This window comes from Gardnerella bretellae (genome assembly GCF_048545135.1).
GTDB classification, from domain to species: domain Bacteria; phylum Actinomycetota; class Actinomycetes; order Actinomycetales; family Bifidobacteriaceae; genus Bifidobacterium; species Bifidobacterium greenwoodii.
In genome coordinates this window covers 65,222-91,144 of sequence record NZ_JBKQXU010000002.1, presented here as the reverse complement: position 1 = coordinate 91,144, position 25,923 = coordinate 65,222, and the positions used below count along the sequence as shown (strand labels likewise).

18 protein-coding genes are annotated in these 25,923 nt (G+C 44.2%); 1 reads left to right on the top strand and 17 read right to left on the bottom strand.

Annotated elements, in window-relative coordinates:
* Positions 1-239 precede the first annotated feature (239 nt).
* The 10 genes from ACJV7B_RS01810 to ACJV7B_RS01765 all read right to left on the bottom strand — a co-directional run bounded on the left by ACJV7B_RS01810 (position 240) and on the right by ACJV7B_RS01765 (position 13,491).
* On the bottom strand, positions 240-746 hold the full coding sequence (locus tag ACJV7B_RS01810) for a DUF3180 domain-containing protein (RefSeq protein WP_004136785.1): 507 nt from the start codon (positions 744-746) through the stop codon (positions 240-242).
* Complete coding sequence (locus tag ACJV7B_RS01805; protein ID WP_004136783.1) at positions 746-2,071, bottom strand: hypothetical protein; 1,326 nt, start codon at positions 2,069-2,071, stop codon at positions 746-748. The genes ACJV7B_RS01810 and ACJV7B_RS01805 overlap by 1 nt, the downstream gene beginning before the upstream one ends.
* Before the next feature lie 194 nt (positions 2,072-2,265).
* The gene (gene ftsH, locus ACJV7B_RS01800; protein ID WP_419388833.1) at positions 2,266-4,398 is read right to left on the bottom strand and encodes an ATP-dependent zinc metalloprotease FtsH; all 2,133 of its coding nucleotides are present in this window, start codon (positions 4,396-4,398) and stop codon (positions 2,266-2,268) included.
* Positions 4,399-4,488: 90 nt separating this feature from the next.
* Positions 4,489-5,043, bottom strand: coding sequence for a hypoxanthine phosphoribosyltransferase (hpt, locus tag ACJV7B_RS01795; RefSeq protein WP_004136780.1), 555 nt, complete (start codon positions 5,041-5,043; stop codon positions 4,489-4,491).
* Positions 5,018-6,136, bottom strand: coding sequence for a tRNA lysidine(34) synthetase TilS (gene tilS / locus ACJV7B_RS01790; RefSeq protein WP_410314492.1), 1,119 nt, complete (start codon positions 6,134-6,136; stop codon positions 5,018-5,020). The genes hpt and tilS overlap by 26 nt, the downstream gene beginning before the upstream one ends.
* A gap of 55 nt (positions 6,137-6,191) precedes the next feature.
* Entirely contained in the window at positions 6,192-7,919 is a 1,728-nt protein-coding gene (locus ACJV7B_RS01785) for a D-alanyl-D-alanine carboxypeptidase (RefSeq protein WP_419388832.1), read from the bottom strand.
* A 74-nt stretch (positions 7,920-7,993) separates the two neighbouring features.
* Positions 7,994-9,646 carry a hypothetical protein gene (locus ACJV7B_RS01780; RefSeq protein WP_419388831.1) on the bottom strand — a complete coding sequence of 551 codons (1,653 nt, stop codon included), beginning with the start codon at positions 9,644-9,646 and terminating at the stop codon, positions 7,994-7,996.
* 20 nt (positions 9,647-9,666) lie between these two features.
* Complete coding sequence (locus tag ACJV7B_RS01775) at positions 9,667-10,566, bottom strand: ABC transporter ATP-binding protein (protein WP_419388916.1); 900 nt, start codon at positions 10,564-10,566, stop codon at positions 9,667-9,669.
* A 163-nt stretch (positions 10,567-10,729) separates the two neighbouring features.
* A complete protein-coding gene (locus ACJV7B_RS01770) occupies positions 10,730-11,956 on the bottom strand; it encodes a glycosyltransferase family 2 protein (protein ID WP_419388830.1) in 1,227 nt (408 codons plus the stop codon).
* Entirely contained in the window at positions 11,953-13,491 is a 1,539-nt protein-coding gene (locus ACJV7B_RS01765; RefSeq protein WP_419388915.1) for an AI-2E family transporter, read from the bottom strand. Before ACJV7B_RS01765 ends, ACJV7B_RS01770 begins: the two co-directional genes overlap by 4 nt.
* 237 nt (positions 13,492-13,728) lie before the next feature.
* Between ACJV7B_RS01765 and glnA the strand changes: the two genes are divergently transcribed.
* A complete protein-coding gene (gene glnA, locus ACJV7B_RS01760) occupies positions 13,729-15,165 on the top strand; it encodes a type I glutamate--ammonia ligase (protein WP_004127691.1) in 1,437 nt (478 codons plus the stop codon).
* A 97-nt stretch (positions 15,166-15,262) separates the two neighbouring features.
* Here the strand turns inward: glnA and ACJV7B_RS01755 are convergent, their stop codons facing one another.
* The 7 genes from ACJV7B_RS01755 to pepN all read right to left on the bottom strand — a co-directional run bounded on the left by ACJV7B_RS01755 (position 15,263) and on the right by pepN (position 25,913).
* The gene (locus ACJV7B_RS01755) at positions 15,263-15,904 is read right to left on the bottom strand and encodes an ABC transporter ATP-binding protein (protein WP_119520836.1); all 642 of its coding nucleotides are present in this window, start codon (positions 15,902-15,904) and stop codon (positions 15,263-15,265) included.
* A gap of 105 nt (positions 15,905-16,009) precedes the next feature.
* A complete protein-coding gene (locus tag ACJV7B_RS01750) occupies positions 16,010-17,329 on the bottom strand; it encodes an ABC transporter permease (protein ID WP_419388829.1) in 1,320 nt (439 codons plus the stop codon).
* A 71-nt stretch (positions 17,330-17,400) separates the two neighbouring features.
* A complete protein-coding gene (locus tag ACJV7B_RS01745; RefSeq protein ID WP_419388828.1) occupies positions 17,401-18,771 on the bottom strand; it encodes an ABC transporter permease in 1,371 nt (456 codons plus the stop codon).
* 147 nt (positions 18,772-18,918) lie between these two features.
* A complete protein-coding gene (locus tag ACJV7B_RS01740; protein ID WP_419388827.1) occupies positions 18,919-20,622 on the bottom strand; it encodes a hypothetical protein in 1,704 nt (567 codons plus the stop codon).
* Positions 20,623-20,804: 182 nt separating this feature from the next.
* Positions 20,805-21,458 carry a peptide deformylase gene (locus ACJV7B_RS01735; RefSeq protein WP_004127356.1) on the bottom strand — a complete coding sequence of 218 codons (654 nt, stop codon included), beginning with the start codon at positions 21,456-21,458 and terminating at the stop codon, positions 20,805-20,807.
* A gap of 177 nt (positions 21,459-21,635) precedes the next feature.
* Complete coding sequence (gene glmM / locus ACJV7B_RS01730; protein WP_415699976.1) at positions 21,636-23,048, bottom strand: phosphoglucosamine mutase; 1,413 nt, start codon at positions 23,046-23,048, stop codon at positions 21,636-21,638.
* 249 nt (positions 23,049-23,297) lie between these two features.
* Complete coding sequence (pepN, locus tag ACJV7B_RS01725) at positions 23,298-25,913, bottom strand: aminopeptidase N (protein ID WP_419388826.1); 2,616 nt, start codon at positions 25,911-25,913, stop codon at positions 23,298-23,300.
* Between the last annotated feature and the right edge of the window lie 10 nt (positions 25,914-25,923).

Below are 25,923 nucleotides of genomic sequence, written 5' to 3'. Positions count from 1 at the left end.
CCGTTCGGGCCAACAACACCAATTTTTGCGCCCGGAAGGAAGCTTAAAGTAACGTCGTCGAGAATTACGCGATCTCCATAAGACTTACGCGCTTTAATCATCTGATAGATAAATTCAGCCAAAGTAATATACCATCCTTATAAACGTTGAAATTCCAGCGTTTACTGCTTTATGCAAAGCAATAAGTTATTGAGCGAAACTAAACAGCATTACGTAAAACTAAATAGCATTACGTAAAACTAGCATGTTGCCGGAGTGCGGTCAGACTTTTTTGTAGACTCTGCACCATCTTCCGGCGGCAACTGACAAAGAAATTCGCCCAAAATGCCAACAAGCATATCTACAAAGCAAACGAATCCTGCAATAGAACACTCGCGCACAACAACAGAATTATAAAATACCATTTCACTGTGCGGCAAACTCATTAGCAACTGGCCTATATACCAGCCAGCCAAAATAGATCCAGCCATTCCCAATGACTTCGACAACATCAAAGCGGCAACAGCAAACTGCGGGCTTGTATGCTTATTGTTTTTCTTAGCTTTTTCACTAACACTTAAGTGAGTTTGCAAAGCCATAACAAATGTTGCAACACCGGCAACTACCATAATTGATATAACAACCCACGGAGCTCCGGCAAGAGACATAGCACTAGACTCTGTTGACGACACAAGAAATGCGCCTAGTACAAAGCCAAACAGCAGACCTAATACCAGATACCACCAAGGTGTGCGATACGCTTTCATTAATAATCATCCCCTAAAAGCCATTGATCTGAGTATATACCAACAGTTTGAGTATCTAAAGCAAGAGCTAAAGAATACGAAAGCGGGTTGTGATCCAAAGCAGCGTCCGACTCAATTTGCATCCATGGCATAAGTTCAGGTGATTTAGGATCCACTGTTACCATTTGCGCAATTTCTTGCGGCAGCCCTTCCGGATTTATTGATTCAGTTTCCGTAGCAGGTGCTCCGTATGAACGAGAGCCTAGAACGCGAAGAGTTATTTTGTCTTTATCTGAACAAGAAACAATACGAACTAAACGCAACATTTCATACTCGTCTCTAGTTGAGGAAAGAAGGAAAACGCAGGTGTAGTAGTCAGCATCAAGCGCATTCGCAACATATAATGCGGATATGCCGTCTACGCGAGTTTCTCCATCTTGCTCAAGAAGTGCAACTATTTTCAGCATAGCAGAACGCGTAGCATGATTGGCGACACCCCTCATTGAGATTACCAAAGTTGTGCGCATTTGAAGCGGGTCTACGTCGAAAAATCGGTGTCTTTCTTCACTCGCAGCCATTTCGTTTCCTGGATTATTTAATTGGTTTTCGCAAAGATTTTCGCCAGTATTGTCACAAGTATTTTCACAAGAGTTGTCAGCGTTTACAGCCTCGCCTTCAGCGTTGCAAGACTTACTTGCAGCGTCATCTTCTGCAGAATTACCCATATAATCTTCAGCTGCAGCATTCGCAATATCTATAGCTGCTTGAGCCGCTGCAGCAGCTTCTGCATCTTCAATACGCTTATTTTCTTCTTCGTTCTGTTCTATAAGCGTACGGAAGTAGTCTGCATTCGGACTATCTTCTAAATCATCAATATCAACTTTTCCGCTTCTAACAGCAACATGCGCAATACTTTCGGGAACTGCTCTGTTAGACATGTCGTACTTTCTTTTAGCAACACGATGCACAGTAACAGAAACGTCGTCAACTTCGCTTTGCAAACCGTAGTAGTTGCTGCGAACAGAAGCGCGAACAGTAACATCTGCTTCAACAACCTGCCATGTGCGCATAACAGAATCCGCAACCTTATTAGTCATAAGCTCCAAGGCGATTGACGGATGATCTTCAATTTCATCATCGTGCTCGCACTGCCTTAACGAAAAAGCAAGACGATCTGTCAATTGCGGAATATCAATTGCATGAGTATCGTTACCAGCCAACGCCCTGCTCAAATCAACTTTTAGAACAGCATCAATGCGAATGTTCGTGTACAAGCCAATAACAATGTCGTTAACATTAGGCCTCACGCCGTTAAGCCGTATAAGGCTATAACTATTTTCTTCCACTGCTTTTCTCCCCGCCTATACGAGAAAGCGCACAATAGCAATATTTACGCTTGCTGTTGTGCTGCTTTCTCAGTTTTAATATTCGATTTTTACTTTTTGGTTTTACTTTTGATTTGCGCTTTTGTTTTCAACTTTGTTTGCGCAAACCAGCGTTTTGTTACATTCTACTAGATGCAAAAAGAAAATACCTAATTTTACTCAGATTTTCCTTCTACATTTCGTCTTAAACTTTCCGGAATTTCCACAGGCGGAATATCTGAATCCGGACGCTGGTCGTTAGAAAGCCAAAGAGTACGCTCCGGAGCCTTGCGAATCTTACTAAAGATTTCCTTAAGCTCCTTCTCGTTAAGCGTTTCTTTTTCAAGAAGCTGACGAACCAGCTCGTCCAAAACGTCGCGATTATTGTTAATAATCTCCCACGCTTCAGTATGAGCAGTTTCAATAAGCTTATGAACTTCCTCATCAATAACTTCAGCCGTGCGGTTCGAGAACTTGCGTGGCTGCAAAGAGTCAAGAGATCCGGAAGCGTCATCGTCCGCGTCCATCCACTTAACTGCTCCAAGCTTTGCAGAGAAACCAAACTCCACAACCATCTTGCGAGCAATAGCCGTAGCTTTTTCAATATCGTTAGAAGCTCCGGTTGTTGGATCGTGGAACACAACTTCCTCAGCCGTACGACCGCCCATAGCGTAAGCCATTTGATCAAGAAGCTCGTTTCGCGACTGGGAATAACGATCCGTAGTTGGCATAACAGCCGTGTAGCCAAGTGCGTGGCCTCGTGGCAAAATAGTCACCTTTGTAACAGGATCCGTATTATGCAAAGCCGCAGCAACCAAAGCGTGACCACCCTCGTGGTAAGCGGTATTACGCAACTCGTCCAAAGCCATGCCCTTAGACTTCCTGCGAGGACCCGCCTGAACGCGGTCAATTGCCTCATCAATAGCGCGATTATCAATGTATTGCGCGCCAGAGCGAGCACAAAGCAAAGCAGCCTCGTTAAGAACGTTAGCCAAATCTGCACCTGTAAAACCAGGAGTGCGCACAGCAACCATATGAAGATCAACGTCTGGAACGAAAGGCTTACCCTTTGCGTGAACCTTCAAAATTGCTTCGCGGCCTTCCAAATCAGGAGCTTCAACAGCAACCTGACGGTCAAAGCGGCCAGGGCGAAGAAGTGCAGAATCGAGCACATCCGGACGGTTAGTTGCGGCAATAATAATCAAATTAGTGTCGTTGTCGAAGCCATCCATTTCTACAAGCAGCTGATTAAGTGTCTGCTCACGCTCATCGTGGCCGCCAGTCATGCCGCTTCCGCGACGACGACCAACAGCATCAATCTCATCAATAAAGATGATTGCAGGAGCGTTCTTCTTAGCTTCGTCAAAAAGTTCACGAACACGAGACGCACCCAAGCCTACGAACATTTCCACGAAGTCAGAACCTGCCATTGCGTAGAACGGCACTCCAGCTTCGCCTGCAATAGCGCGCGCAAGCAATGTTTTACCAGTTCCTGGAGGGCCGTAAAGAAGAACGCCTCGAGGAATACGCGCACCCAAAGCCTTGTAGCGCGAAGGATCCTTTAAGAAGTCCTTAATCTCCTCAACCTCTTCAACAGCAGCCTGCTCGCCAGCAACGTCAGCAAACTTAGTCTTAGGAGTTTGACCTTCAACAAGCTTTCCGCGGCCGCGACCGCCGCCCATTCCAAGCATTCCGCCGCCGGCACCACCAATGCGACTAAACATGAACCAAATCATGCCAAGGAAGAAAAGAATAGGCACAAGCGAAGTAACAAGATAGGAGAAAATTCCAGAAGATTGCAAGTTTGCAGTCCAACCATTAGACGGCTTAGCTTTTTCAACTTCCTGGATAATAGACTTACCTTGAGCAATAGTGTAGTAGAATTGCACATCCTTGCCGTAATCATGCTTCTGCTTATCTCGCTTATTATACTTACTAAACTTTTTGTCGAGAGTAAGCTTCACAAGCTGCTTGTTATCAATAATTTCGGCATAGTTTGCTTTATGCGAGCGCAATAACTCAATACCGTCTTGGGTATCAATAGTTTGCGAACCTGTTTTTGCAAACATTTGGAAGCCGACTACAGCAAGAAGTACTAGCAGAACAATCCACGTCCATGGAGACTGCCAGATTGGGCGACGAGACTTATTGTTGCCGTCATTGCCGTCATTATTGCCTTTATTGTTGTTACGCTGGCCGTTATTTCGAGAATTCCTAGGATTTAGCGGGGTTAAGAACGGATTATTTCCGTTATTTCCGCGCCCAGGACCACCCATTGGGCCTTGCGGTGTCATAGGAGAAGCGCCCATGTAATAAGGCTCCTTTCAAACTCCCTAATTTCTATAAAAATTCAGGTAAGAATTTTGAATAAAGAATAAAGTAAGCTCTATACACAAAGCTTAATTGCCATAAACAGATGGCTTTAATACTGCAATACTATTGAGATTGCGGTAACGTTCGTCGTAATCCATGCCAAAGCCGACGACGAAAGCATCCGGAATTTCAAATCCCGTGTAGTCGATTTTAACGTCAACTTCGCGGCGAGCTGGTTTGCTTAGCAGAGCAAAAACTTTAACGCTGTTAGCTCCGCGACCCTTCAACTCGTTTACCAACCAATCAAGAGTTCGACCGGAATCAACAATATCTTCAACAATAAGAATATCTTTGCCGCGAACATCCGTACTTAAATCTTCACGAACCTTAATCTGCCCGCTAGTTTGAGTACCACTGCCGTAGCTTGACAAACTCATAAAGTCCATTGGCGCATTAACGCTCAGCTCTTGAGAAAAAACAGCAAGCGTATTAACAGCGCCTTTAAGCACTGCTACGAGCAAAATATTACGATTTTTGTAATCTTCGCTCACTTGCTTTGCAACCTCACGAATACGCTTCATAAGGTCTTCGTGGCTGATTAATTCATAGTCAATGTCATCTCGTATATCTGCAACTTGCATGTTCACTATCTTGGCATAAACGAATGACGATATTACGAGCGTGCCGCAACGCTTCATAATGATTAGGTAACGAAATAGGCTTTTGTCCGTGCCAATTTACACTAAGTTCGTCGATTGCTTTTATGTGACTTGACGAAAAACGCAGTAAAAGCGCTGTTAAAGCTCTTGCTATAACACGACGGCGAATTGAAGGATGATACTGTGCTAATTTTTTTGCGTCCAAAACTATTTCTTGAGATTTTTCGTTAGCTTGCAAAATAGTTTCATAAGCTTCGTCGACTTTAGAATTTATGTAGTCAAGATCATCTTGAGCAAAATCGGCGCCTCGGGAAAGTATAGTCACCATATCTGCTTGTAAAAAGCGAGAAATATAAGGCATAAGAGTGTGTCTAATCCTAGAGCGCAAAGGGTAATTTTCGCAAAGTTCAAGATTTTGTGCAGACGTGTCTCCATTAGTAGGATCATCCCACCAAGAAATTCCCAAATCTTCGCAAATTCCAGTAGTTTGATTGCGAGTAAGCTCAATAAGCGGACGCGCAAAACGCACGTTTTGGCGCAAAGTTACAGCTTTCATACCAGCAACTGCTTCTAATCCTGCAGAATCTTTTAATCCAATAAGCACTGTTTCTGCTTGATCGTTAGCAGTGTGAGCTAGTAGAACTACGGCTGCTTTATGAATTTTTGCGACTTCAATAATAGCTTCGTAACGCGCAAACCTTGCTGCAGATTCTTCACCTTCGCCAGAATCTTTTACTTGAACAGACTTAATAAAAACGTATTTTTCGTTTATTCCAGCCTGAATACAGCGTTTAGCAGCTTCGCCGGCAACTTGTGTTGAATTAGGCTGAATATGGTGGTCAACAATTACTACGCCACAACGAAGCCCTCGAGACGCGCAAACAATAGAACTAAGCGCTGTAAGAGCAAGCGAATCCCTGCCTCCGGAGCAAGCGACAAGAACTAAAGGAGCATCGAGTGCAGTCTCATGCGTGCCGTGCTCATTAAAACACGAATCTTGGCTTTGAAGCGAAAGCTTGTCGAAGCAACGATTTATTGCGCCGATTCCTGCGCGCATACAAGACGAGTAAACCATATCGTCTAGTGTAGCGCGATTAGTAGCAGAAAATCACCAAGCAAAATATTAAATATTAGAGGTTTGGAAGCTGAGCCATGAACTTGTTAATCGCAACAAAAGCTCCCCAAAAATCGTAGGGTTGATTTGCAACAACAGCGAAAGTTAAAACGCCACCGCTTTTTCGAGATACGTTTCCAGACATGGAACTTACTTCGCTTAAGGAACCGGTTTTTACGCGCAAAAGTCCCGCAGCGGACTCATCCGCCAAACGCTTTCGAGAAGTGCCAACTAAGCCCGGCAAGGACAATCCTTCAGAAGAAGCAGCTCCCCCAGAATCTGCATTAATATTTAGCACCTGAACTTTTGCCAAAGTTGTAACAAGAACATGAGATTTTGGAGATAATCCCGAACAATCAGACATATTCAATCCGCGCGTGCTGATTTTAAGCTTACGCAAGCCTTCTTCTACCGCTTGAACCGCACCTTTCGGAGAATTGCTTTTATGAGCCGCAATAGCAGTTAAACGGCCAAATTCTTCCGCCAACGTGTTATCTGAAAGTCGAAGCATATAAGACATAACTTCATTAAGAGGCGCTGAAGAAACTTGCGCAAGAAGACGCGAATTTTCGGATATTAGCGGGCGTGTTTCACTTACTTCAATTTCAGGATTTTGAGAATCTTCCGACTTATTTTCATCTTCGGAATTTTTGCTACTATCCAAGGAGTTTTCAGTAGAATTTTCCGCTTTTTTATCTGTTTTATCGGAATAATTTCGTACTTCAATTCCTTGCTTAATAAGCAACCTTGCAAAAACTTGGCCTACGCTTAAAGCAGGATGAGGATCCGAAAGCGGAAAATCTGTTATTGCATCGGCATCAATACCAAGAATTTGAAGATCACGCTGACGCGCATCATCAATAGCCATAGACGAAGTTTCGGCATAAAAACGGCGCTCAGTATCCGTTTCATAAACAAGAGCAGGAGCGCGCTTTGCACCAAAAAGCGAATCATCAAGCGAAAGAGAAACTTCGTGAATATTATCGAGCTTTAAGGCGGCTGCAGTTCTTTTAGCTAAAGTTGTTAAACCAGCCCTACCGTTTACATGAGACCAATCGTTTTCACCAACCCCAAGAAGCATATCACCATTGCCGCGAAGCACAATTTTACGTAAGTTTGAGCCTGACTTTGAGACTGACTTTGAGCCGGAAGATTGCTCAGAATCTTTAGCTGATTTAGGCAGCAAAAATACTTGAGTATCAAGAGTTGAACCCATATCCAAAGTTCTTGAAGCAACGGCTGCAGTTAGGGTTTTAAGAGTTGACGCAGGTTCTCGAGGAGTATTCGCTTCGTGAGAAGCAACCACACTTCCATTAGCATCCATGATTACTACAGAAGTATTATCACTTATTGAAGGATCAGCAATTAAAGCATCAATAAGCTTCTGAGATTGCTCGCGATTAATAGGCTTTCCGTAAGTTGCACCTTTTGCTAAAGAAGGAACACTAAGCAAAGCGCGCGGAGAAGACACAACAGTTGATTTGTGTTGCAAGCGCAAAGTTAACGGACCTGGCAAAATATCGCATACGTCAAGCGAAACATACGTAACCATAATCACAAGGCTAAGTATTGCAGACAAACTTGCAATAAGAAAACGCCAACGAGATGGATACTGGCTTCTTAAAACCATAGCAGCGTATTTGCTTGGTTTTTTAGAATCGATTTGTTCTAAAGAATCGCTCGATTTTGGTGCACTCGCATTAAGAGTATTTAAGGCATCGTTTGAGCCTTTACCACTTTCCATGCGAGCACACCTTTAAATCGATTGCAAATACCGCGCTTAACTATACATTGCGCTTGCAACAAAGCGTGCGTAAATTACGCAGTAATCGAAGCGAATCTGCGCAAGTTTTCTACAATGCGAATCATGCGCTTATCCATTACTTTGCCACCAAGAATTACGCCAACAACCAGCACAATCAAGCCGTTTACTACAAACAAAATGCTTGCAATCCACAAAAGATTCGCGTTAATAGCCAAAAATGCCATAGCCAAAGCAATAGATGGAATCATGCATACTGCAGCAAGAAGCGTAAAACCTATTGGAGCAAAGGATCTAGCGCCTGCAGAACCTTGCGGCCTAGAAAATGGCTTTTCAATTGATGCCACAGGGTACATTGCAATGCACGAAGAAACTGAGCCAATACCTATGGAAGCAAAAGCTACTCCGATTGGAGAAAGAATCTGGAACATAAACGCATTTACACTTTGTTGAATATTTGCTACAAGGAAAAGGAAAACGTAAAATCCTACTCCAAGAAGAACAAAATACACAACGCAAATCACGGACCAAACTATTGAATGCGCTAATCGATCGTTCACGCCTTTTACGCCAATAATCGCGTGCATAGTAAAAGCTGTGCCATCGTATGCAATATTGTTCCCAACAACCATGCCAATCATCAAAGCAGCATACATAAGCCAGCCAGATACGCCTAAACCATCTGCCAAACTCTCAAAGCCTATGCCACCAGCAACACTTGCAGTTGGAACTATCAGCATAAAAAGAGGCATCAGAAGTAAAAATAGCTGGCGCATATCTCTTCTCATAACGCTAATAATTCGTGCAATAATCGCACCGACTGTGTTGTCTGGAACTGCTGCAAATAAGCCAATTCCCTTAGTTTTAACAACTGTTTTTTGTTCACTGCGCAGTAGCTTAGGTTCTAATTTTGCACAAAATACAGAGATTGCAAAGCAAACAGCAATTGTTACAACGCAAATAAGGAAGCGAGTAGCAAGGGCAAGCCAATTTCCATTAATAACATCGAGCGGCAAAGCCATAGCTGCACTTAATGGCGTAAAAGCAGATACAGAGCACAAACTTGAGCTGATCAAAATTTTATTTGGTGAACTACCATGCCCGTTCATTGATGCAACAAAAATCATGTACGCTATAAAAATAGCAAAGTAAAAAATGTTTCTTGAATGCTTGTTTATTAAAATAGTGTCTAAAAGTTCAATAAGCATTTTGCTTAAAGACACGATTGTTGCAACGTAAAGCGGAGCCGCAATTACGCTGACTAAAACCGGCACAATTCCAAAGCTTCGGTACGCTAAAGACCACAAAACAAGCGCGATTGTGCTGCTTATAGAAAGCGCTCCAAAAAGAGAGCCAAGAAGCATACCAGCTTGCTGCTTTACGTAAGGAATACCGTAAAGCGCAAAACTACGCGACTTTAGTGTTGTGTCACTTCCAAACATAAACAGGTTTATAAAAAGCGTAAAAATTGACACAATAGACGCAACCATTATTGGAAGAGCTTGGAATTCCTGCCAATTTTTAGTATCTGGAAGCATGCCTGGATCAAGATACTTTCCTGCTTCCCAGCCAGCAAAGCCAAGAGCGCATATAAGCGCAAGTCCAAAAACAATTGCTATACCAAAGCCGATTTTTTGCCAAATCGACTTTCGCATAACAGAAAAAGTAAGCGCCCAGCGAAGGCGAACCATTGTAAAAATCATAGACATGATTACTTACCGCCTTTCGCTCACGCGTTGTAATTACTTGCGATTGGTGTTGCGCTATTGCCGCCGTTAAGCCAGTCGATGCGCGCAGCAGCGTGACGTCCGCCAACAAGCTCCATAAAGCGATCTTCAAGATTCTTGCCTTGAGCCACCTCTTCAAGAGTGCCAGCAGCTGCAACATGACCTTCGTTAATAATCGCCACGTGCGAGCACATTTTTTCAACCAATTCCATAACGTGCGAAGAAATAATCACCGTGCCGCCAGTAGAAACATACTCGGCGAGAATATCCTTCAAATTTGCGCTAGAAACAGGGTCCACTGCCTCAAAAGGCTCATCGAGCACGAGCACGCGAGGGCTATGAATCATAGCTGTTGCAAGGCAAATCTTCTTAGTCATACCAGTTGAATAGTCAGAAACCATAGTGTTTGCAGCTTCTGTTAAGTCGAAAGCAGAAAGCAAGTCGTTTGCGCGCTTTACGGATTCTGCGCGGCTCATATCGCGAAGCATGCCAGCGTATGTTAAAAGCTGAAGTCCGGTAATCGTCTTAAAAATCTCGTCTGCTTGAGGCATTAAACCGATTGCGCGCTTAGCGCTATTTACATCACTCCAAACATCGTTGCCAAAAATCGAAGCCGAGCCAGCATCTGGCATAAGCAAGCCTGTAAGCATTTTAATCGTAGTGGTTTTGCCAGCACCATTAGGGCCTACTAATCCATAGAAAGAGCCTGCTGGAATGCTCAACGAAAGATTATCTACAGCAACTTTCTTGCCAAAAGTCTTAACAAATCCGCGAATAGAAACCGCTGGAACTTCTTCGCTGTCAGCGGCGTAAGTGTTTGCGCCAAAAACTGGAATGCTACCAGCAGAAGCACTTTCTGAAGCACTGCCATCAGGATTTGCATAAGGAACAGAATCTACCATAGAAACCTCGCAAGATACAGATAAACGCACGCATTGCGCCACATTAATTGCGTAATCGCACGTTTACACCAGGACTTCTATTATCTCACACTCGCAATTTTTGCGCAATCGCGCCACAGCAAGCAAGAAACTCGCGCCACACTAGAGAATTTGATTCTTTCGCTCAGTGACCGGTGTGCTGAATCGGCTTCCACTCGCTCTTGGAGAAAATAGCTTGGAACGCAATCGGCACGTACGAAAGCATAAAAATCGGGAAGCTAAGAGCATACGCAAACAGCTCCTTATTCGTGGCCCCAAGCTTATCGTGCTCAACTAAAATAGTGAGCGACACGAACACCATCATTCCAAAAACGCTTGTAACAGTAGTGGTTATAAGGTTTAGCGAAGACTCTATTTGACTCGTCCACGTTACGAAGCCGAAGGCAGCAAACACGAATCCCAAAATTAATCGCACAATCGCCAACACCATAAACGGGCAAAGCATAAGAGTAAAGTCAACGGAAGAAAAATCACGCTCTCGAATACCGTGGCGAATAAGAGCTGCTCCATAGTAGCGGAAGACTTGCAAAAAGCCTTTACTCCAGCGAAGGCGCTGTCTCCAACTTTGCCTAAACGACACTGGCTGCTCGTCGTAAAGCACAGCAGAACCGCAGTAGCCAACCTTGTCTCCGTGAAGAATTGAATCCATTGTAAACTCAAGATCTTCGGTAAGAAGATGGAATTTCCATCCGCGATTTCTGTGCATAATTTCACGCGAGAACATGAAGCCGGTGCCACCTGCGTGACAGCTTGATCCAAAAAGCATGCGCGAATTGTTAGTAAAGCGCGACTCTCGAATAAACCAAAGCGCAGATCCGGAAGAAACCCAGTTGTCGGAAAGATTTACGGAATTTCGGTAGCTGGTTAAAATCTGGTAGCCAGCGTGGAAGCCTTTGTTCATCTCCTCAAAATAGTGAGGATCTAGCTTATTGTCCGCATCAAAAACAAAATACGCGTCGTAAATCTTATCCGCACCAATTTTCATAATGTGGTCAAGCAAATAGCTGAGCGCAAAACCCTTGCCAATATGCTCTTTATCGAAGCGCTCGATTACATTGCAGCCGGCATCTCGCCCAACTTTAGCGGTTTCGTCTGTGCAATTGTCGGCCACAAGCCAAATATCAATTAGATTATGCGGGTAGGTTTGCGTTTGAATACAGTGAATAAGATTTCCTATTACAGCTTCCTCATTTCGGGCAGAAATAAGAACTGCGTAATGCTTATCCATTGGAGCGTCTGGAAAAACAATAGGCTTAGCAAATAGCGACGCCACAGCACACACACCCTGGTAAACAACGCTGCTTATGCCGATAATTATTACTAATACGTCAAATATTGATAGAAAAATCATTGCTTCCAACCGCTCCGTGGATTATTTTTTACGTTATTTTTTATGTTTTTAGTATTTTTTTCGCTACTAGCACGCTGCTGGCTACCAGCTCGTTTCTTGTGATTCACGCGCTTCCTACTATTCAAAGCAACATCTTTATTTACTTGATCTAATATTTCGCGCGAAATCGGCATCGTTTCTAACGCATCAAGCTGATCCGAATCAGAAGAAGTTGCGTTATCGTCATTCACATCTTCCGAATCAGAAACATACGCTTGCTTGTACCAGTACAAAATATCTTCATTCATAGAAACGCGCGAACTTGTGCCCTTCATAACACGCTGAACACTATCGCTTACAGGCTTCATAAAGTTGCGTCTAATAGATTCAAAGCACCTTACCATAATCGACTTATGCTCAGGCTTTGGATCGTCCATAAGAGGCGAAGAAACCAAATGATACTGCTTCGTGCAAACCTTAAAAATCGCCTGCAAACTTGCAGTAACCGGCAAAGCCAAGAACGCTCCAAGAGCACCAAAAACAGCGCCCAATATAAGAACAGAAAGAAACGCAACAGCAGGATTCAAATCCATAGTTTTTTCGGAAATCTTAGGAGAAATCACCATATTTTCAATCTGCTGATAAATCGTAATAAAAATTAACGTTGCAAGAGCTGCACCAAAACCTTTAGAACCCCAAGCAAAAAGAATCGGCAAAGCACCACCAAGATAAGTACCAACAGTTGGTACAAATTGCGAAACAATTCCGCAGAACAAAGACAAAGGCAGCCAGTAAGGAACGCCCATTATTACGAGGAAAATTGCGGTTCCAGCTGCGTTGATTGCGGCTAAAATAATTCGCGAAAACAGGAAGCTGGAAATCTGCTCCTGCACAACCGACCAAATAAATAGGAATCTGCGCTGAGACTGAGGATTCATCCAGCGGCACATGCTTCTGCGCATTTTAGGGCCGGCTGCAGAAATGTAATAAGTCACCATAAGAATTGTGAGCAAATCAAGCAAGAAGGTAAGCACACCCCAAGTGGTATTCAAAGCTTGACCAGCAAAATCAACAACCCAAGAAGTCTGCACATGCTTCAAAATTTCCATACCAAGCTGCTCAATATTCGGCATTCTAAAACCAGTGGAATGAAGCACAAATCCAGCAAACTGATTGTATAAATCTGGCAAACCCAAAGCCATAGAAACAGCCTGCTGAGCAAACAAATTACCAAACAAGCCCAAAAGTAAGCCAATAATAGCAAGAAGACCTGTTAGCGTAAAACCGGAAGCAACACCACGACGCCAACCATGCCTAACTAATTTGATTACAAGAGGCTCCATTGCGAGCGCTATAAAAATCGAAATAATAACGTCGAAAACAATGAAGGAAATGCTTCCCCATGCAAACCATAAGAAAATAGACACAAAAGCAACAATTGCAACGTAAATAAGCGCGCGGCCAAGCCAGTCTGGCGGACGCCTATCGTCACCCTTTGCAGGGAAAAGCGAAGCTAAATCTAACTTATTCCCGCTATGCTCACTTGGATTATGCATTGCATGCTCACGCGGCGACTGAGATTGCGATTGCGACTGCGATTGCGGCTCTTGATACGTCATACGCACTATTGTACTTGTGCGAACTGATGAACAGTATTTACGGCATGTAACGGCGCGTACATAAAAACAACAGCATGTAACACAAACGTAACGAGATAGTCGAGTCGCTGAAATCCAAAAATAAATCTAAAGTTCTAAACTCGTTAATGAGTTTTAAGAAAGGAATGTGTTTCCATGACCACTTTGCAAACGAAAGAAGATGCAGCAGCCCTTATTGAAAAGGAAGGCATCGAGTATGTTTCTGTGCGATTTACTGATTTGATTGGCGTGCAGCAGCATTTTACAGTTCCAGCCGACGAGTTCTTGCACAGCGCATTTACTGATGGAATGGCTTTCGACGGCTCCTCAATGCAGGGCTTCCAAGCTATTAACGAATCCGATATGAAGCTTATTCCGGATGTTGATACTGCCTACATTGATCCATTCCGCAAGCATAAGACTTTGAACGTTGCTTTTTCGATTGTCGATCCTGTAACAGACGAGCCTTATTCTAGGGATCCTCGTCAGGTTGCTATTAAAGCTGAAGCTTATTTGAAGGCTACCGGAATTGCAGATACCGCAAGCTTTGCACCGGAAGCAGAGTTCTTTATTTTCGACAAGGTTCGTTTTGCAAACGACATGCAGCGTTCCTTCTACGAGGTGGACTCCAACGAAGCTCCTTGGAATTCGGGAATTGATACCGAAGACGATGGCAGCAACAACATTGGTTTTAAGAATCGCGTAAAGCACGGCTACTTCCCTGTGCCACCAGTAGATCACAATCAGGATTTGCGCGATGACATGGTTTATAACTTGCAAAAGGTCGGTTTGATTCTTGAGCGCTCTCACCACGAAGTTGGCGGCGCAGGTCAGCAGGAAATCAACTACCGTTACAATACGCTTGTTCACGCTGGCGACGACTTGATGAAGTACAAGTATGTGGTTCACGAAACCGCTGCTTTGGCAGGCAAGGCTGCAACCTTTATGCCTAAGCCAATTGCTGGAGATAACGGCACTGGTATGCACTGCCATCAGTCGCTTTGGAAGGATGGCAAGCCATTGTTCTATGCAGAAACTGGTTATGCTCAGCTTTCTGATATTGCACGCTGGTACATTGGCGGCTTGATTAAGCACGCTTCTTCTGTGCTTGCTTTTACTAATCCTTCGCTTAACTCTTACCATCGCCTTGTTCCAGGCTACGAAGCTCCAGTCAACTTGGTTTACTCTGCTCGTAACCGTTCTGCAGCTATTCGTATTCCTCTTGCTGGAGATGCTCCTGCTGCTAAGCGTATTGAGTTCCGCGCTCCGGATCCTTCTTGCAACCCATTCTTGGCATTCTCCGCTCAGCTGATGGCAGGCTTGGATGGCATTATGAACCACATTGAGCCTCCTGCCCCTGTTGATAAGGATTTGTATGAGCTTCCTCCAGAAGAACATGACGGAATTAAGCAGGTTCCTTCTTCGCTTGGTGAGGCTTTGCAGGCTTTGGAAGAAGATCACGACTTCCTTATGCAAGGAGATGTTTTCACAAGCGATTTGATTGATACTTGGCTTGATTTGAAGCATGGTGAAATGGATATGGCTCGCTTAGCTCCAACGCCTTTGGAGTATGAGCTTTACTTCCACATCTGATTTGCAGCTAAGTTAAGATAAGCTAAGCTACTATAACGAAAAGCCGGCCCTACGATTTCGCGGGGTCGGCTTTTTTGCGCGACGCCTGCTTTGGCGATCAAGCAGATTGCTGCGTCAGCTTCTTATTTTCTAGCACGTATTTCACATCAGCTTCAGACGCAACTTTCGAATCGTGCGTAACAACAATCACACATTTGCCATGCTCGCTAGCAAGATTCTTTAATATTGAAATAACTTCTTTAGTCGTGGCAGGGTCAAGGCTGCCCGTAGGCTCATCAGCCAAAATTACCGGCGCAGAAGATACCAAAGCTCGCCCAATTGCAACGCGCTGCTGCTGACCGCCGGAAAGTTGCGTAATATTGCGATTTATTTCTTCCTCAGTCAACCCAAGATCTACTAGTACTTGAGCGTCCGCACGCGAATTTACTAATCGCAAATTTTCTAATGGTGTCAAATAATCAATAAGATTAAAATTTTGAAAAACAAGCGAGATATGCTTTTTACGATGCTCACAATACCCTGTCTTTGCAATATTTTCACCGTTAAAAAGCACTTCTCCACTATACGGAGTATCTAATCCAGCTAAAAGCGAAAGAATAGTAGACTTTCCAGCTCCAGAAGCTCCCATAATGCTGTACATTTTGCCAGTTTCGAACTCCGCATTAACGTCATTTAATACAGCAATATTTGCAGGTCCGTAAGTGTACTTCACATTTTTTAATTGCAATAAATCCGACATAATAAGCTCCTTATTTTTACATAATTTAAATACGATTTATACGATTTGTTTAATTTATGCGATTGCGCTTTTAGTAGAAAATTCGCATACGCAACTACATTTCTGCTAACTCATAGCACTTAGTATTTGCCGAGGCTTCTTTATAAACATAGGTATTACAGAAATAATTAACGCCACTATTGAAATAAACAAACCAATAACAAAAGCAGTAAATGTTTGAGTCAATGGCAATACTGGAACACCATCCGCAATAAATGACGAATTTACACTATGCAAAATCGCAGAACCAATAACGCCAGAAAAAGCAGCACCCAATCCCAGAGAAATAACAAATGACACAATATTGAGTATCACTATTTCAACAAGCAATTGGCTAACTATTACTGCTTTCGACAATCCAATAGACATAAGTACGCCAATCTCGTGCATACGCGCCCTAACCCAGAACACTAGTACAAGCCCAAGCACTAAAACGCCAACAAAACTTAGCGCAACAAAAATCATTCGCACAAGTTGTTGCACAGAATTAACTGAAGTTATTACACCAGACAATTGCGAAGCATTCTGCTCTACATCCGCCCACTTGCCGGCAATACTTTTAGCATCGCGTATTGCGCTAGCTAACGAATCAGAACGCTCAACAGCACAGCGCAAAACACTTCGCTTAGCAGAGCCAGCTAAAGACAACGCCGAACTTAAGTCAGTAAATATGCGATTTTCTGAAGTATCCGAAGGAAGTGCTCCCTTAGTTTGCAATTTGCCAGCAAAAATGCCAACAACACGAACTTTTACATTAAACCCCTGCTTAAGAGTTATAGTAGAGCCAATCTTAAGATTATTCTTCTTAGCAAAATCGCGATGCACTATTGCACTACCCGCAGAACGATTAGTAATATGCTCACCCTGCACTAAACGGTACAATCCTTCTTGAAAACCCTGAGATAATCGAGAATCCGTTGTACCAGTAATTCCTGCAGCATGAGCCAAAACATCATCATCTAGTCTTGGACCTTGCAATGTAAGCACAAGTTGCTTCCCAACAGGCGTAGCTAAAACATCGCGCTCTTCCACTACAGTTTTTACGCCCGAAATCGCAGCAAATTTACGAATTTGACTAGAGTCAATTCCTTCATTCGCGCCCAAATCTTGCGGAATTGGAGAATTAGACGTAGCAACAGAATTAGAATTTGCATTACTTTTCTCTGGAAGAGTTTCACCTCGAGTTTTTGCTCGTACAGTAAAGCCTAAAGCAATACTGGATTGAAGACGATTTCTGGCATCATCAACAGAAGCACTAATACCAGCTTGTGAAACTAGCGCGCTTAAAACAAGAGTCATAATCAGCACAATTATTGCGTTGCGCCGAGGCTTGCGATATATTGCAAGCCATGCTCGAGAGCATAGAGAAATTACATCAACACTCATAATCACTCCAAATAAACTTTTATAAACTTTGCTAAAACTTGCCAAAACTTGCTACGAAATACGCAATAGTTTTACTTCTGCAATCCAAGCAGTTCTCGAGGAGATTTGCACATCATTGGCAAATAAGACAGCACTACCGAAACAACAACTACCGCGCATACTATTGCCGAAACTCCAACAAAGCATTGCAAGTCTACTTGCACAATAAGTTTGTCCAAAGTTCTGGTTGCCAACGTTGATTCAAGATTCCCACCAGCTTGGCCCATAGCGCTCAAATCATTAGCAGCTGCAGATTTTACGGATCCGAGCGCAGCAGTACCCATCCATGGAGCTATGATTTTTGCAAAAAGGTATCCAACAACTAGCGCAGGTATTGCAATAAGCAAAATCTCAGTAACATACTGACCAGCTATAGACAACTTGCTTTTGCCAATCGCCGTAAATACACCAATCTCACGGCGCCGCTCATTCATCCACAACAAAAGCACCAATCCAAGCACAATAATAGCGAAAGATATTACAGCAATCGTCGTAATAGTCATCATTAAATGAACGCCTTTGGCGACTCTCAATAAGCCAGCAACGAACTGATCGTCACGAGTTAGCTGATAATTTTGCAAATCAATAGGCAATTTAGCAGCCTGCGCAATAATATTATCTGCATCCTCACCGCGCTTTACCTTAAAACTTGCATCCTGATATATTTCTTTTCCTGGCTTATATTTATACAATTCGCGCGTAGTCTGCAAATCTGTATACACAGTATTGGCAGTAAGTTCCGCCCTAGTTGCAACTTGACGCTTATTAGCTCCAGAATAAATTCCAACAATACGAGTTTTTACAGTTGCGGTCGATTGGTTAATATTGTCGGCATCGTAAGGGTTAGCGCGAAGCGTAAGAGTATCTCCTACATTCAATCCATTAGCTTTAGCGAGATCTTCATGAATAAGAGATGCATGAACATTGCCAGCGAGCAAATGCTTACCTTTAGATACGTTTATTGCTTTTGTTTTAAACGCATTAAGAGCATTAGAATTATTAGTGCCCTCAATGTTAACTGCATTTCCAAACTGCTGCTCTCGCTTTTGATCATAATCCTGAACGCCTGGGATTCTTGCAGCTTTAGCATTAACTAAATCCGCTGTTACATTTTGGCGAACTACGTACGAGGAAACTCCCTGCAACTTTGCGATTGCTTGCACATCTTTAGGTTTTACAGTTCCAGCTCCTCTAGGAGTTCCAGGATTTACTTGCGGATTATTTGCAAGTACGAAACTAGATTCCGCTTGAGCTTCAACTTTTTGCCCCTCTTTATTAGCAGCACTCGAAACGGCAGAAATTGCAAATAATAATGTTGAAATAAGAAATAGAATAATGAAAACTATTAATGTTTTTATTCGTTTCCTCAGAATGTAGCGTATTGCACGAGAGATAAACGTCATCGACTACCTTTCCTCATTGAAAAAATAATTGTATACAGTATGAAAACATACAGTATGCCAGTATAACATATGCACACTTATAAATTCTATATGCAAAAAGCCGGCCCTACGATTTCGCGGGGTCGGCTTTTTACTTAAGCTAAAGCGTTAAGACATCATACTTCCTACTATTCCTGCAGTCATTACGTACAAAATAACGAAAATAACAACCACAGTAAATACGAAGATAATCCACATCCATCCGCGGTCCATCTTGCGCGTGTATCTCGAATGGCTTACAAACGAGAACGGCAGCAGAAGCAACAAAATTGAAGCAAAGCTCTGCACAAAAATAGAAGGAACTGCTAATGTAACAACGCTTAGAAGCACTGCGCAAATCTGAATTGCAACTATAGGAATCATCTTGTGTGCAAACTGCATATGCAAAATAGGAATAGGAATTTCGTCTCCAAACATTTTTGCACCCATAATCGCAACAGCGAAAGTTATGTATGTGAAAAGAATCGAAGACACAAGCTGAGCAATGAAGACGGAAATAGGAGGCATTCCGCTTGCAAAACTTGCTGACTGCGCAAACGAAGTTCCAAAATTGCCGCCTGAGCTAATCAAGGAACTTAATGCAGTCACACCATAGTGCGCTGTTAAATAGGACTGAATGCCAGACAGCAATGCGCTTACAGCAAAAACACAACCGGCATATAAAGTAGACACATTGTATTGGCGAGAAGGATTCTTCAAAACATTCATAACCCAAACGAAGAAGTTAATTTCTTGTCCTTGATGCGGCTGATTTGCAGGGAAACCAAATTGGCCCGGCATTGGATGCCCTGGCATAGGTTGTGGCATAGGTTGACCTGGCATTGGACGACCAGGCATTGGCTGGCCAGGCATTGGACGACCCTGCATAGGATTACCTGGACGAGCTTGCATAGGCTGACCAGGACGGCCCTGCATTGGTTGGACTGGACGGCCCGGCATAGGATTTGCTTGCATAGGATGGCCAGGCATTGGTTGGCCAGGCATTGGTTGGCCAGGCATTGGACGACCCTGCATAGGATTTGCTGGACGAGCTTGCATTGGCTGACCCGGTCTTCCCATAGGCTGGCCAGGCATCTGGGCTGGTCGGCCCTGCATAGGATTTGCTGGCATAGGATTGCCATGCATAGGATTTTCAGGTGCAGGCTTACCATTCATAGGCTGACCCGGCATAGGCTGATGAATTTGCTGTTCGTTCGTTGGTTTAACATCCGCCTTAGCAGACTCATTTGGCTTAGAAGAATCTTCCGGCTTAGCAGAAACTTCTGGTTTTACATCTTCAACCGGCTTAGTTTCAACCGGCTTAACTTCCTCAAAAGTCTTAGTTTCTTCAATCGGCTTATCAAGCTTATTTTCAGATTCTGCAACCAAATTTTGCAAGTTAGAAGCAGGCTCACTATTAGGTTGATTAAACTTCTGAGTCTGATCAACACTCATTGGATTAGGCTGAGTCGGAGCATGCATCGGACGCTGCACTGGGAACTGCGTAGTATACTGCTCTTGAGCTTGCATAGGAGCATTAATAGGAGCATGAGCTGGCTGCTGCATTGGAGCCTGATTAGGATGCTGATTAGGAGCCTGCATTTGCGCATTCATACTAGCTTGCATCGGCATATTATTTGGCATATTCATAGGTGCGCGCATTGGCTGATTAGTTGGACGCATACCTTGAGGCATCTGTGCACCTTGTGGCATCTGCATGCCTGCACCTTGCTGAGCTGGCGTACCTTGCGATGCCTCTAATTTATTACCGCATCCTTTGCAGAATTTTGCAGCATCAATATTTTGAGTACCGCATTTATTACATACTTTCACTCTTCAATCCTTCTTTAATAACGTAACAATCACGCGCGCATACCTTAAAAAGTAAAAACGCATACAAATATTCTATTACACTATTGCAATGAACAAACTTAATATCGCAAATAATTTTCTAAAATATAAAAAACGATATTCTAGCTACGACTATTACAAAAGAATAAAAGAATAAAAAATATTCAGATTGCAAAACCGAGCGTGCGAGCGGCAGCTACTGGAACTGCTTCATCTGCCCAATAATCTTCAAGGTTCTCGTCGGTAGAAAGCGAACGCATTTCTGCACGATCAATATAAAGTTCGCCGCGAAGATGATCAGTTTCATGCTGGAAAATACGCGCAGGCCAACCGTGCAAACGCTCGGAATGTTGTTTGCCGTCCTCATCCTGCCAAGTTGCCTGAACGTCAAGCCAACGCTGACGAACAGCCTGATAGCCGGAAACACTTAAGCAGCCTTCGTAAAAACTGCGAGTTTGAGTACCAATAGGCTCATAATGCGGGTTAATAATAGCTCTAAACGGAAGCTCTGCAATGTCTCGAGGATCGTCTTCATCGTCACGAACATGATCTTCAATAACGGCAATCGCAAGACCTAAACCAATCTGTGGAGCAGCCAAACCAACTCCCGGAGCTTCCAACATTGTGCTGTGCATTAACGAAATTAGCTTAGTAAGAGTTGCACGTGTAAGCTGGCCGTCATAAGCAACAGTGCGCTGACGAAGAACTGGCTCACCAGCTTGCACAATCGGCAAAATACCGTCCTCTGTAGCGGAATCAAGCAAGCGCTCAACAGCGCGACTGAGCTTAGTATCGACACTTGCGTGATGCGTAAACATAGGACTCCTTTTCACCGTTTTAAGTAACGCGCACAGTAACGCGAAAATCTACAAAATTTACATGCCGCGAGCAGAATTTGAAAGCAGCACTAAAGATATAAGTGTATCAAAATTATTTGCGCACTGCTAGAGCCGAGTGGAATGTGAGCAAATAGCAAACGCAAAAAATAAGCAAACTTATAACTTCAGATTATCAACCACAACTTGAGCAAGACGAGCACAAACCTCATCTGCCTGAGCCTGAGTTGCAGCCTCGCACATAACGCGCACAAGCGGCTCAGTACCACTAGGACGAAGAAGAACGCGACCTGTATCTCCAAGAAGTTTCGACTCTTTCTCCACCGCCGCAAGAACAGCAGCGTTAGTTTTGGAAGCCATTTTGTCTACATTTGGAACGTTTACAAGAGCCTGCGGAAGCTGCGGGAAGTCTGCAGCCATTTGCGAAAGTTTCTTGCCCGAACGCACAACTTCACGGCACAAAGTTAAAGCCGTAAGAGTACCATCGCCGGTGGTTGCAAATTCGCGATTAATAACGTGACCAGACTGCTCGCCACCGAGCGAATAATCGTGCTTAAGCATTTCTTCAAGAACGTAGCGATCGCCGACATTTGTTTGAACGGTTGCAATACCCATATCTTTAAGAGCAAGTTTTAAGCCGAGATTGCTCATTACTGTTACAACAAGCGTATCGTGATTCAGCTTACCTTCAGCCTGCTTGGCGCGCGCAAGAATACCCATAATCTGATCGCCATTAACCATATTGCCGTTCTCGTCAACAGCTAAGCAACGGTCGGCGTCACCGTCAAACGCAACACCTAAATCAGCCTTAGAAGCTTTAACCATGGCTTGCAACTGCTCGGGATGAGTCGAACCTGCGTGATCGTTAATATTGTATCCGTCAGGAGAAGCGTTAATTACGATTACTTCCGCGCCTGCTCTGCGAAGAGCTTCAGGAGCCACAACGGAAGTAGCGCCATTGGCACAATCTGCCACAACACGCAAACCTGCAAGAGGCTTTGGACGCGTAGTAGAACCATTGCTTAAAGGCGCAACAGCAGAAACCAAGTGATCAATATAAAGGTTTGTTGCGGTAGTAGTATCGTGGCTGACTCGACCAACACCAGCGCCTGTTGGGCGCTCCCAATCTTGACCAAGAACAGCCTCAATCTCATCTTCCTTGCTATCTGGAAGCTTAAAGCCTCCGCGCGCAAAGAATTTAATGCCGTTATCTGGCATGGGATTATGAGATGCGGAAATAACAGCACCCATTTCAACGTTTAGTACGGAAGTTAAGAACGCAACGCCAGGAGTTGGAATAATTCCGGCATCAATAACATCAAAACCGCCAGCGCTCATGCCAGCAGCAAGAGCAGAAGCTAGAAAATCTCCGGAAACGCGCGTATCTCTGCCAATAAGAGCGCGGCGACGAGCGTGAGATGAAGTATCGCTTTCAGTAGCACTAGACGAAACCGGCGCATGCTTATCTCCCAAAACTCGAACTGCAGCGTCACCTAAATCTAACGCAAGTTGCGCTGTTAAATCGCGATTTGCTAATCCACGCACGCCATCCGTACCAAACATCCTTGGCATAATAAAGCCTCTTTCGCAAAAATCACTTCATCCTGCGCGCAAGCAAACAACATTGCATACTAGCGCGTCACACACTGCTTGCAATCTTACTCGTAGCATTACATGACGCGCTAGCGCTTTGACCGAGCTAACCAGTGAGAGTTAAACCACCAAACAAAGACACTCGCGCATAAATAAAACTGCACGAGTGTCCCAAAATGAGCAAAATCAGACACTAACGCAGAAAACGTACTGCACGAGTGTCCGAATTTAGCGCAAGGAAGCGTTATAGCGCTGCACTTTAAGCGTGCGGCGAGAAGAATCTAGGCCGCCGAGCACCATACGTCGCAAAGCCTGATCCGCATCCTTATGCTCCTCAAGCCACTTTTCACCGCGCTCAACCAGTTCCTCAACCGGTGCATACACAGGATACAAGCCTTCAATCAAAGCCTCAGCCATATGGAAAGTGCGATTCTTCCAAATCCACTCAACTTCAGCAAAGTAGCGCTCAACATAAGGCTTAACCAAATCGCCTTTAGCTGTGCTTGCAAATCCAGCAACCACAGCGCCCATCTGCATATTAGTCAAATCAAGATTGCGCAAAGCCTGTTCAAAAGCCCAATCCTTAGCTTCTGCAGTTGAGCGAGCTGCACGAGCCTGATATGCATACTCACGATTCTCAGTCGTGTCACGCTTTTGAAGTTCAGCGTCAATTCCAGCTTCGTCCAAAGCGTTTACGCCTGCGAGCGCAATCAAAATGCTCCAGCGCAAGTCGTTGTCGATTTCCAAGCCTTCCAAACTCACGGAACCGTCGAGCAATCCGTTAGCTACGCGCACAAACTCAGTATCTCCAACTTCGCCGTATCCAAGATAAGCCTTAACGAGCTGGAATTGCTCGTCGGAACCTGCAGAAGCCGCTAAAGCCAACTGCCACAATTCGTGAGCAACATGCTTTGCGACTTCTGCTTGGCGCTCTGGGACAACGTAGTGGCTTGCAGTTACCTTTACTTGACCAAGAGCATAGCGGAAAGTAGTTGATTCGCGCTCAGTTGCCAAAGCTTTAAGGCTGAGTTCCACAAAGCGTTCTGCTGGGAATTCTGCGTCGCGAGTCATATCCCACAATGCGAGCCAAATAAGCGAGCGAGTCAAAGAATCCTTGAAACGATACAAGTTTTCGGCAGCAAATTCAAGCGACTTTGCGTCAAAACGTAGCTTCGTGTAAGTTAAATCGTCGTCGTTTACAAGAATAAGCGCTGGCATCTTTTCGCCGCGAGCCTCAACAACTTCCGTCACTTCGCCATCAACGTCAAGTTCGATTCGCTTTGTGCGCTTAATTTCGCCAGTTGCTTCATCTACATTGTAGAATCCAACAGCCAAACGGTGTGCACGAAGAACAGGATGCTCAGCTGGAGCGCTCTGACGCAAACGCAAAGAAGCAATAGTGCCGTCGCCAGCCTCTTCAACTTCCGTAGAAATCGTGTTAATTCCAGCTTTTTCAAGCCATTGAGCACTCCAAGCCTTCAAATCGCGTCCGCTTGTAAGCTCTAACTCGTGCAACAAATCAGCCAAAGTTGCGTTGCTGTATGCATGCTTGCTCAAGTAGTTGTGAATTCCTTCAAAGAACTTTTCGCGACCAACATACGCTACGAGTTGCTTCAAAACGGAAGCGCCCTTTGCGTAGGTGATGCCGTCGAAGTTGACGGAAGTGTCGTTCAAATCGTTGATTGGAGCCACGATTGGGTGCGTTGTTGGAAGCTGATCTTGATTAAGCGCCCAGCTTTTTTCGCCGGAATTAAAAGTACTCCAAGCGTCATGCCATTTCGTTGCTTCAGCAGTCGCAAGAGTAGAAGTGAATTCTGCGAAGGATTCGTTAAGCCAAAGATCGTTCCACCACTTCATTGTTACGTAGTCGCCGAACCACATGTGCGCAAGCTCGTGCAAAACGGTTACAACGCGGCGCTCAGCATAAGCGTCCGTAACTTTGGATTCAAACACGTACTGGTCGCGAATCGTAACCATACCAATGTTTTCCATAGCTCCAGCGTTGTATTCTGGCACGTAAATCTGATCGTACTTTGCGTACGGATACGGCACTCCCCAAGTCTTAGCGTAGAAAGCAAAGCCTTTCTTCGTAATATCGAACAAGTAGTCAACGTCTTTTGCAAAAGCGTCTTTAAGTGCCTGGCGGCAGTACATTGCCATTGGCACTACGCGACCATCCTCATTGTTGTAAGACGTGTGCCACTCGGCGTAAGGGCCTGCGCAGATAGCAGTTAAGTAGGAGCTCATTTTTGGAGTTGACTCGAATACCCAACGCTTCATGCCTTCTACAGCGCCATTTTCCAAAGTGCCATCTTCCGTCTTGCGTCCTTCAATCGCAGTTTCGCTTTTAACTGGCATATTGGAAGTCACAATCCAGCTCTCTGGAGCGTCCACCGTAAAGTCAAAAACAGCCTTCAAATCTGGCTGATCAAACACAGCATAAACGCGGCGAGCATCTGGCACTTCGAACTGAGTATACAAATAAACGTTTCCGTCGGAAGGATCCACGCTTCTGTGCAAACCTTCGCCCGTGTTGGAATACTGGCAGTTTGCTACAACTTCTACAGTATTGTGTTCAAGAAGATTTTCGAGCTCAATTCGGCTGTCTGCAAAAACTTTAGAAACGTCAAGAAAAGTGCCGTTTAACACCACAGATTCTACGCTGTTTGCAATCAAATCGAGAAAGCTTGAGCTACCAGCTTTAGCGTCGAACTCAATCTTCGTGCGCGAAGTAAAATCGCTGCCGCCCTTTCCTAAATCAAGCGCAACATCGTAATGAATTGGCATTTTGATAGCGTCGAAACGCTCTTTAGCTTCTACACGAGTCAGATTTGCTCCTGGCATATATACCTTC

Coding starts and splice junctions, on each gene's coding strand:
- ACJV7B_RS01785 (WP_419388832.1), bottom strand. CDS start 7,919: ATGGAAAGTGGTAAAGGCTCAAACGATGCCTTAAATACTCTTAATGCG.
- glmM (WP_415699976.1), bottom strand. CDS start 23,048: ATGCCAAGGATGTTTGGTACGGATGGCGTGCGTGGATTAGCAAATCGC.
- ACJV7B_RS01810 (WP_004136785.1), bottom strand. CDS start 746: ATGAAAGCGTATCGCACACCTTGGTGGTATCTGGTATTAGGTCTGCTG.
- ACJV7B_RS01750 (WP_419388829.1), bottom strand. CDS start 17,329: ATGAGTGTTGATGTAATTTCTCTATGCTCTCGAGCATGGCTTGCAATA.
- ACJV7B_RS01755 (WP_119520836.1), bottom strand. CDS start 15,904: ATGTCGGATTTATTGCAATTAAAAAATGTGAAGTACACTTACGGACCT.
- ACJV7B_RS01780 (WP_419388831.1), bottom strand. CDS start 9,646: ATGTCTATGATTTTTACAATGGTTCGCCTTCGCTGGGCGCTTACTTTT.
- glnA (WP_004127691.1), top strand. CDS start 13,729: ATGACCACTTTGCAAACGAAAGAAGATGCAGCAGCCCTTATTGAAAAG.
- tilS (WP_410314492.1), bottom strand. CDS start 6,136: ATGGTTTACTCGTCTTGTATGCGCGCAGGAATCGGCGCAATAAATCGT.
- hpt (WP_004136780.1), bottom strand. CDS start 5,043: ATGCAAGTTGCAGATATACGAGATGACATTGACTATGAATTAATCAGC.
- ACJV7B_RS01745 (WP_419388828.1), bottom strand. CDS start 18,771: ATGACGTTTATCTCTCGTGCAATACGCTACATTCTGAGGAAACGAATA.
- ACJV7B_RS01775 (WP_419388916.1), bottom strand. CDS start 10,566: ATGGTAGATTCTGTTCCTTATGCAAATCCTGATGGCAGTGCTTCAGAA.
- ACJV7B_RS01735 (WP_004127356.1), bottom strand. CDS start 21,458: ATGTTTACGCATCACGCAAGTGTCGATACTAAGCTCAGTCGCGCTGTT.
- ACJV7B_RS01770 (WP_419388830.1), bottom strand. CDS start 11,956: ATGATTTTTCTATCAATATTTGACGTATTAGTAATAATTATCGGCATA.
- ftsH (WP_419388833.1), bottom strand. CDS start 4,398: ATGGGCGCTTCTCCTATGACACCGCAAGGCCCAATGGGTGGTCCTGGG.
- ACJV7B_RS01765 (WP_419388915.1), bottom strand. CDS start 13,491: ATGCATAATCCAAGTGAGCATAGCGGGAATAAGTTAGATTTAGCTTCG.
- pepN (WP_419388826.1), bottom strand. CDS start 25,913: ATGCCAGGAGCAAATCTGACTCGTGTAGAAGCTAAAGAGCGTTTCGAC.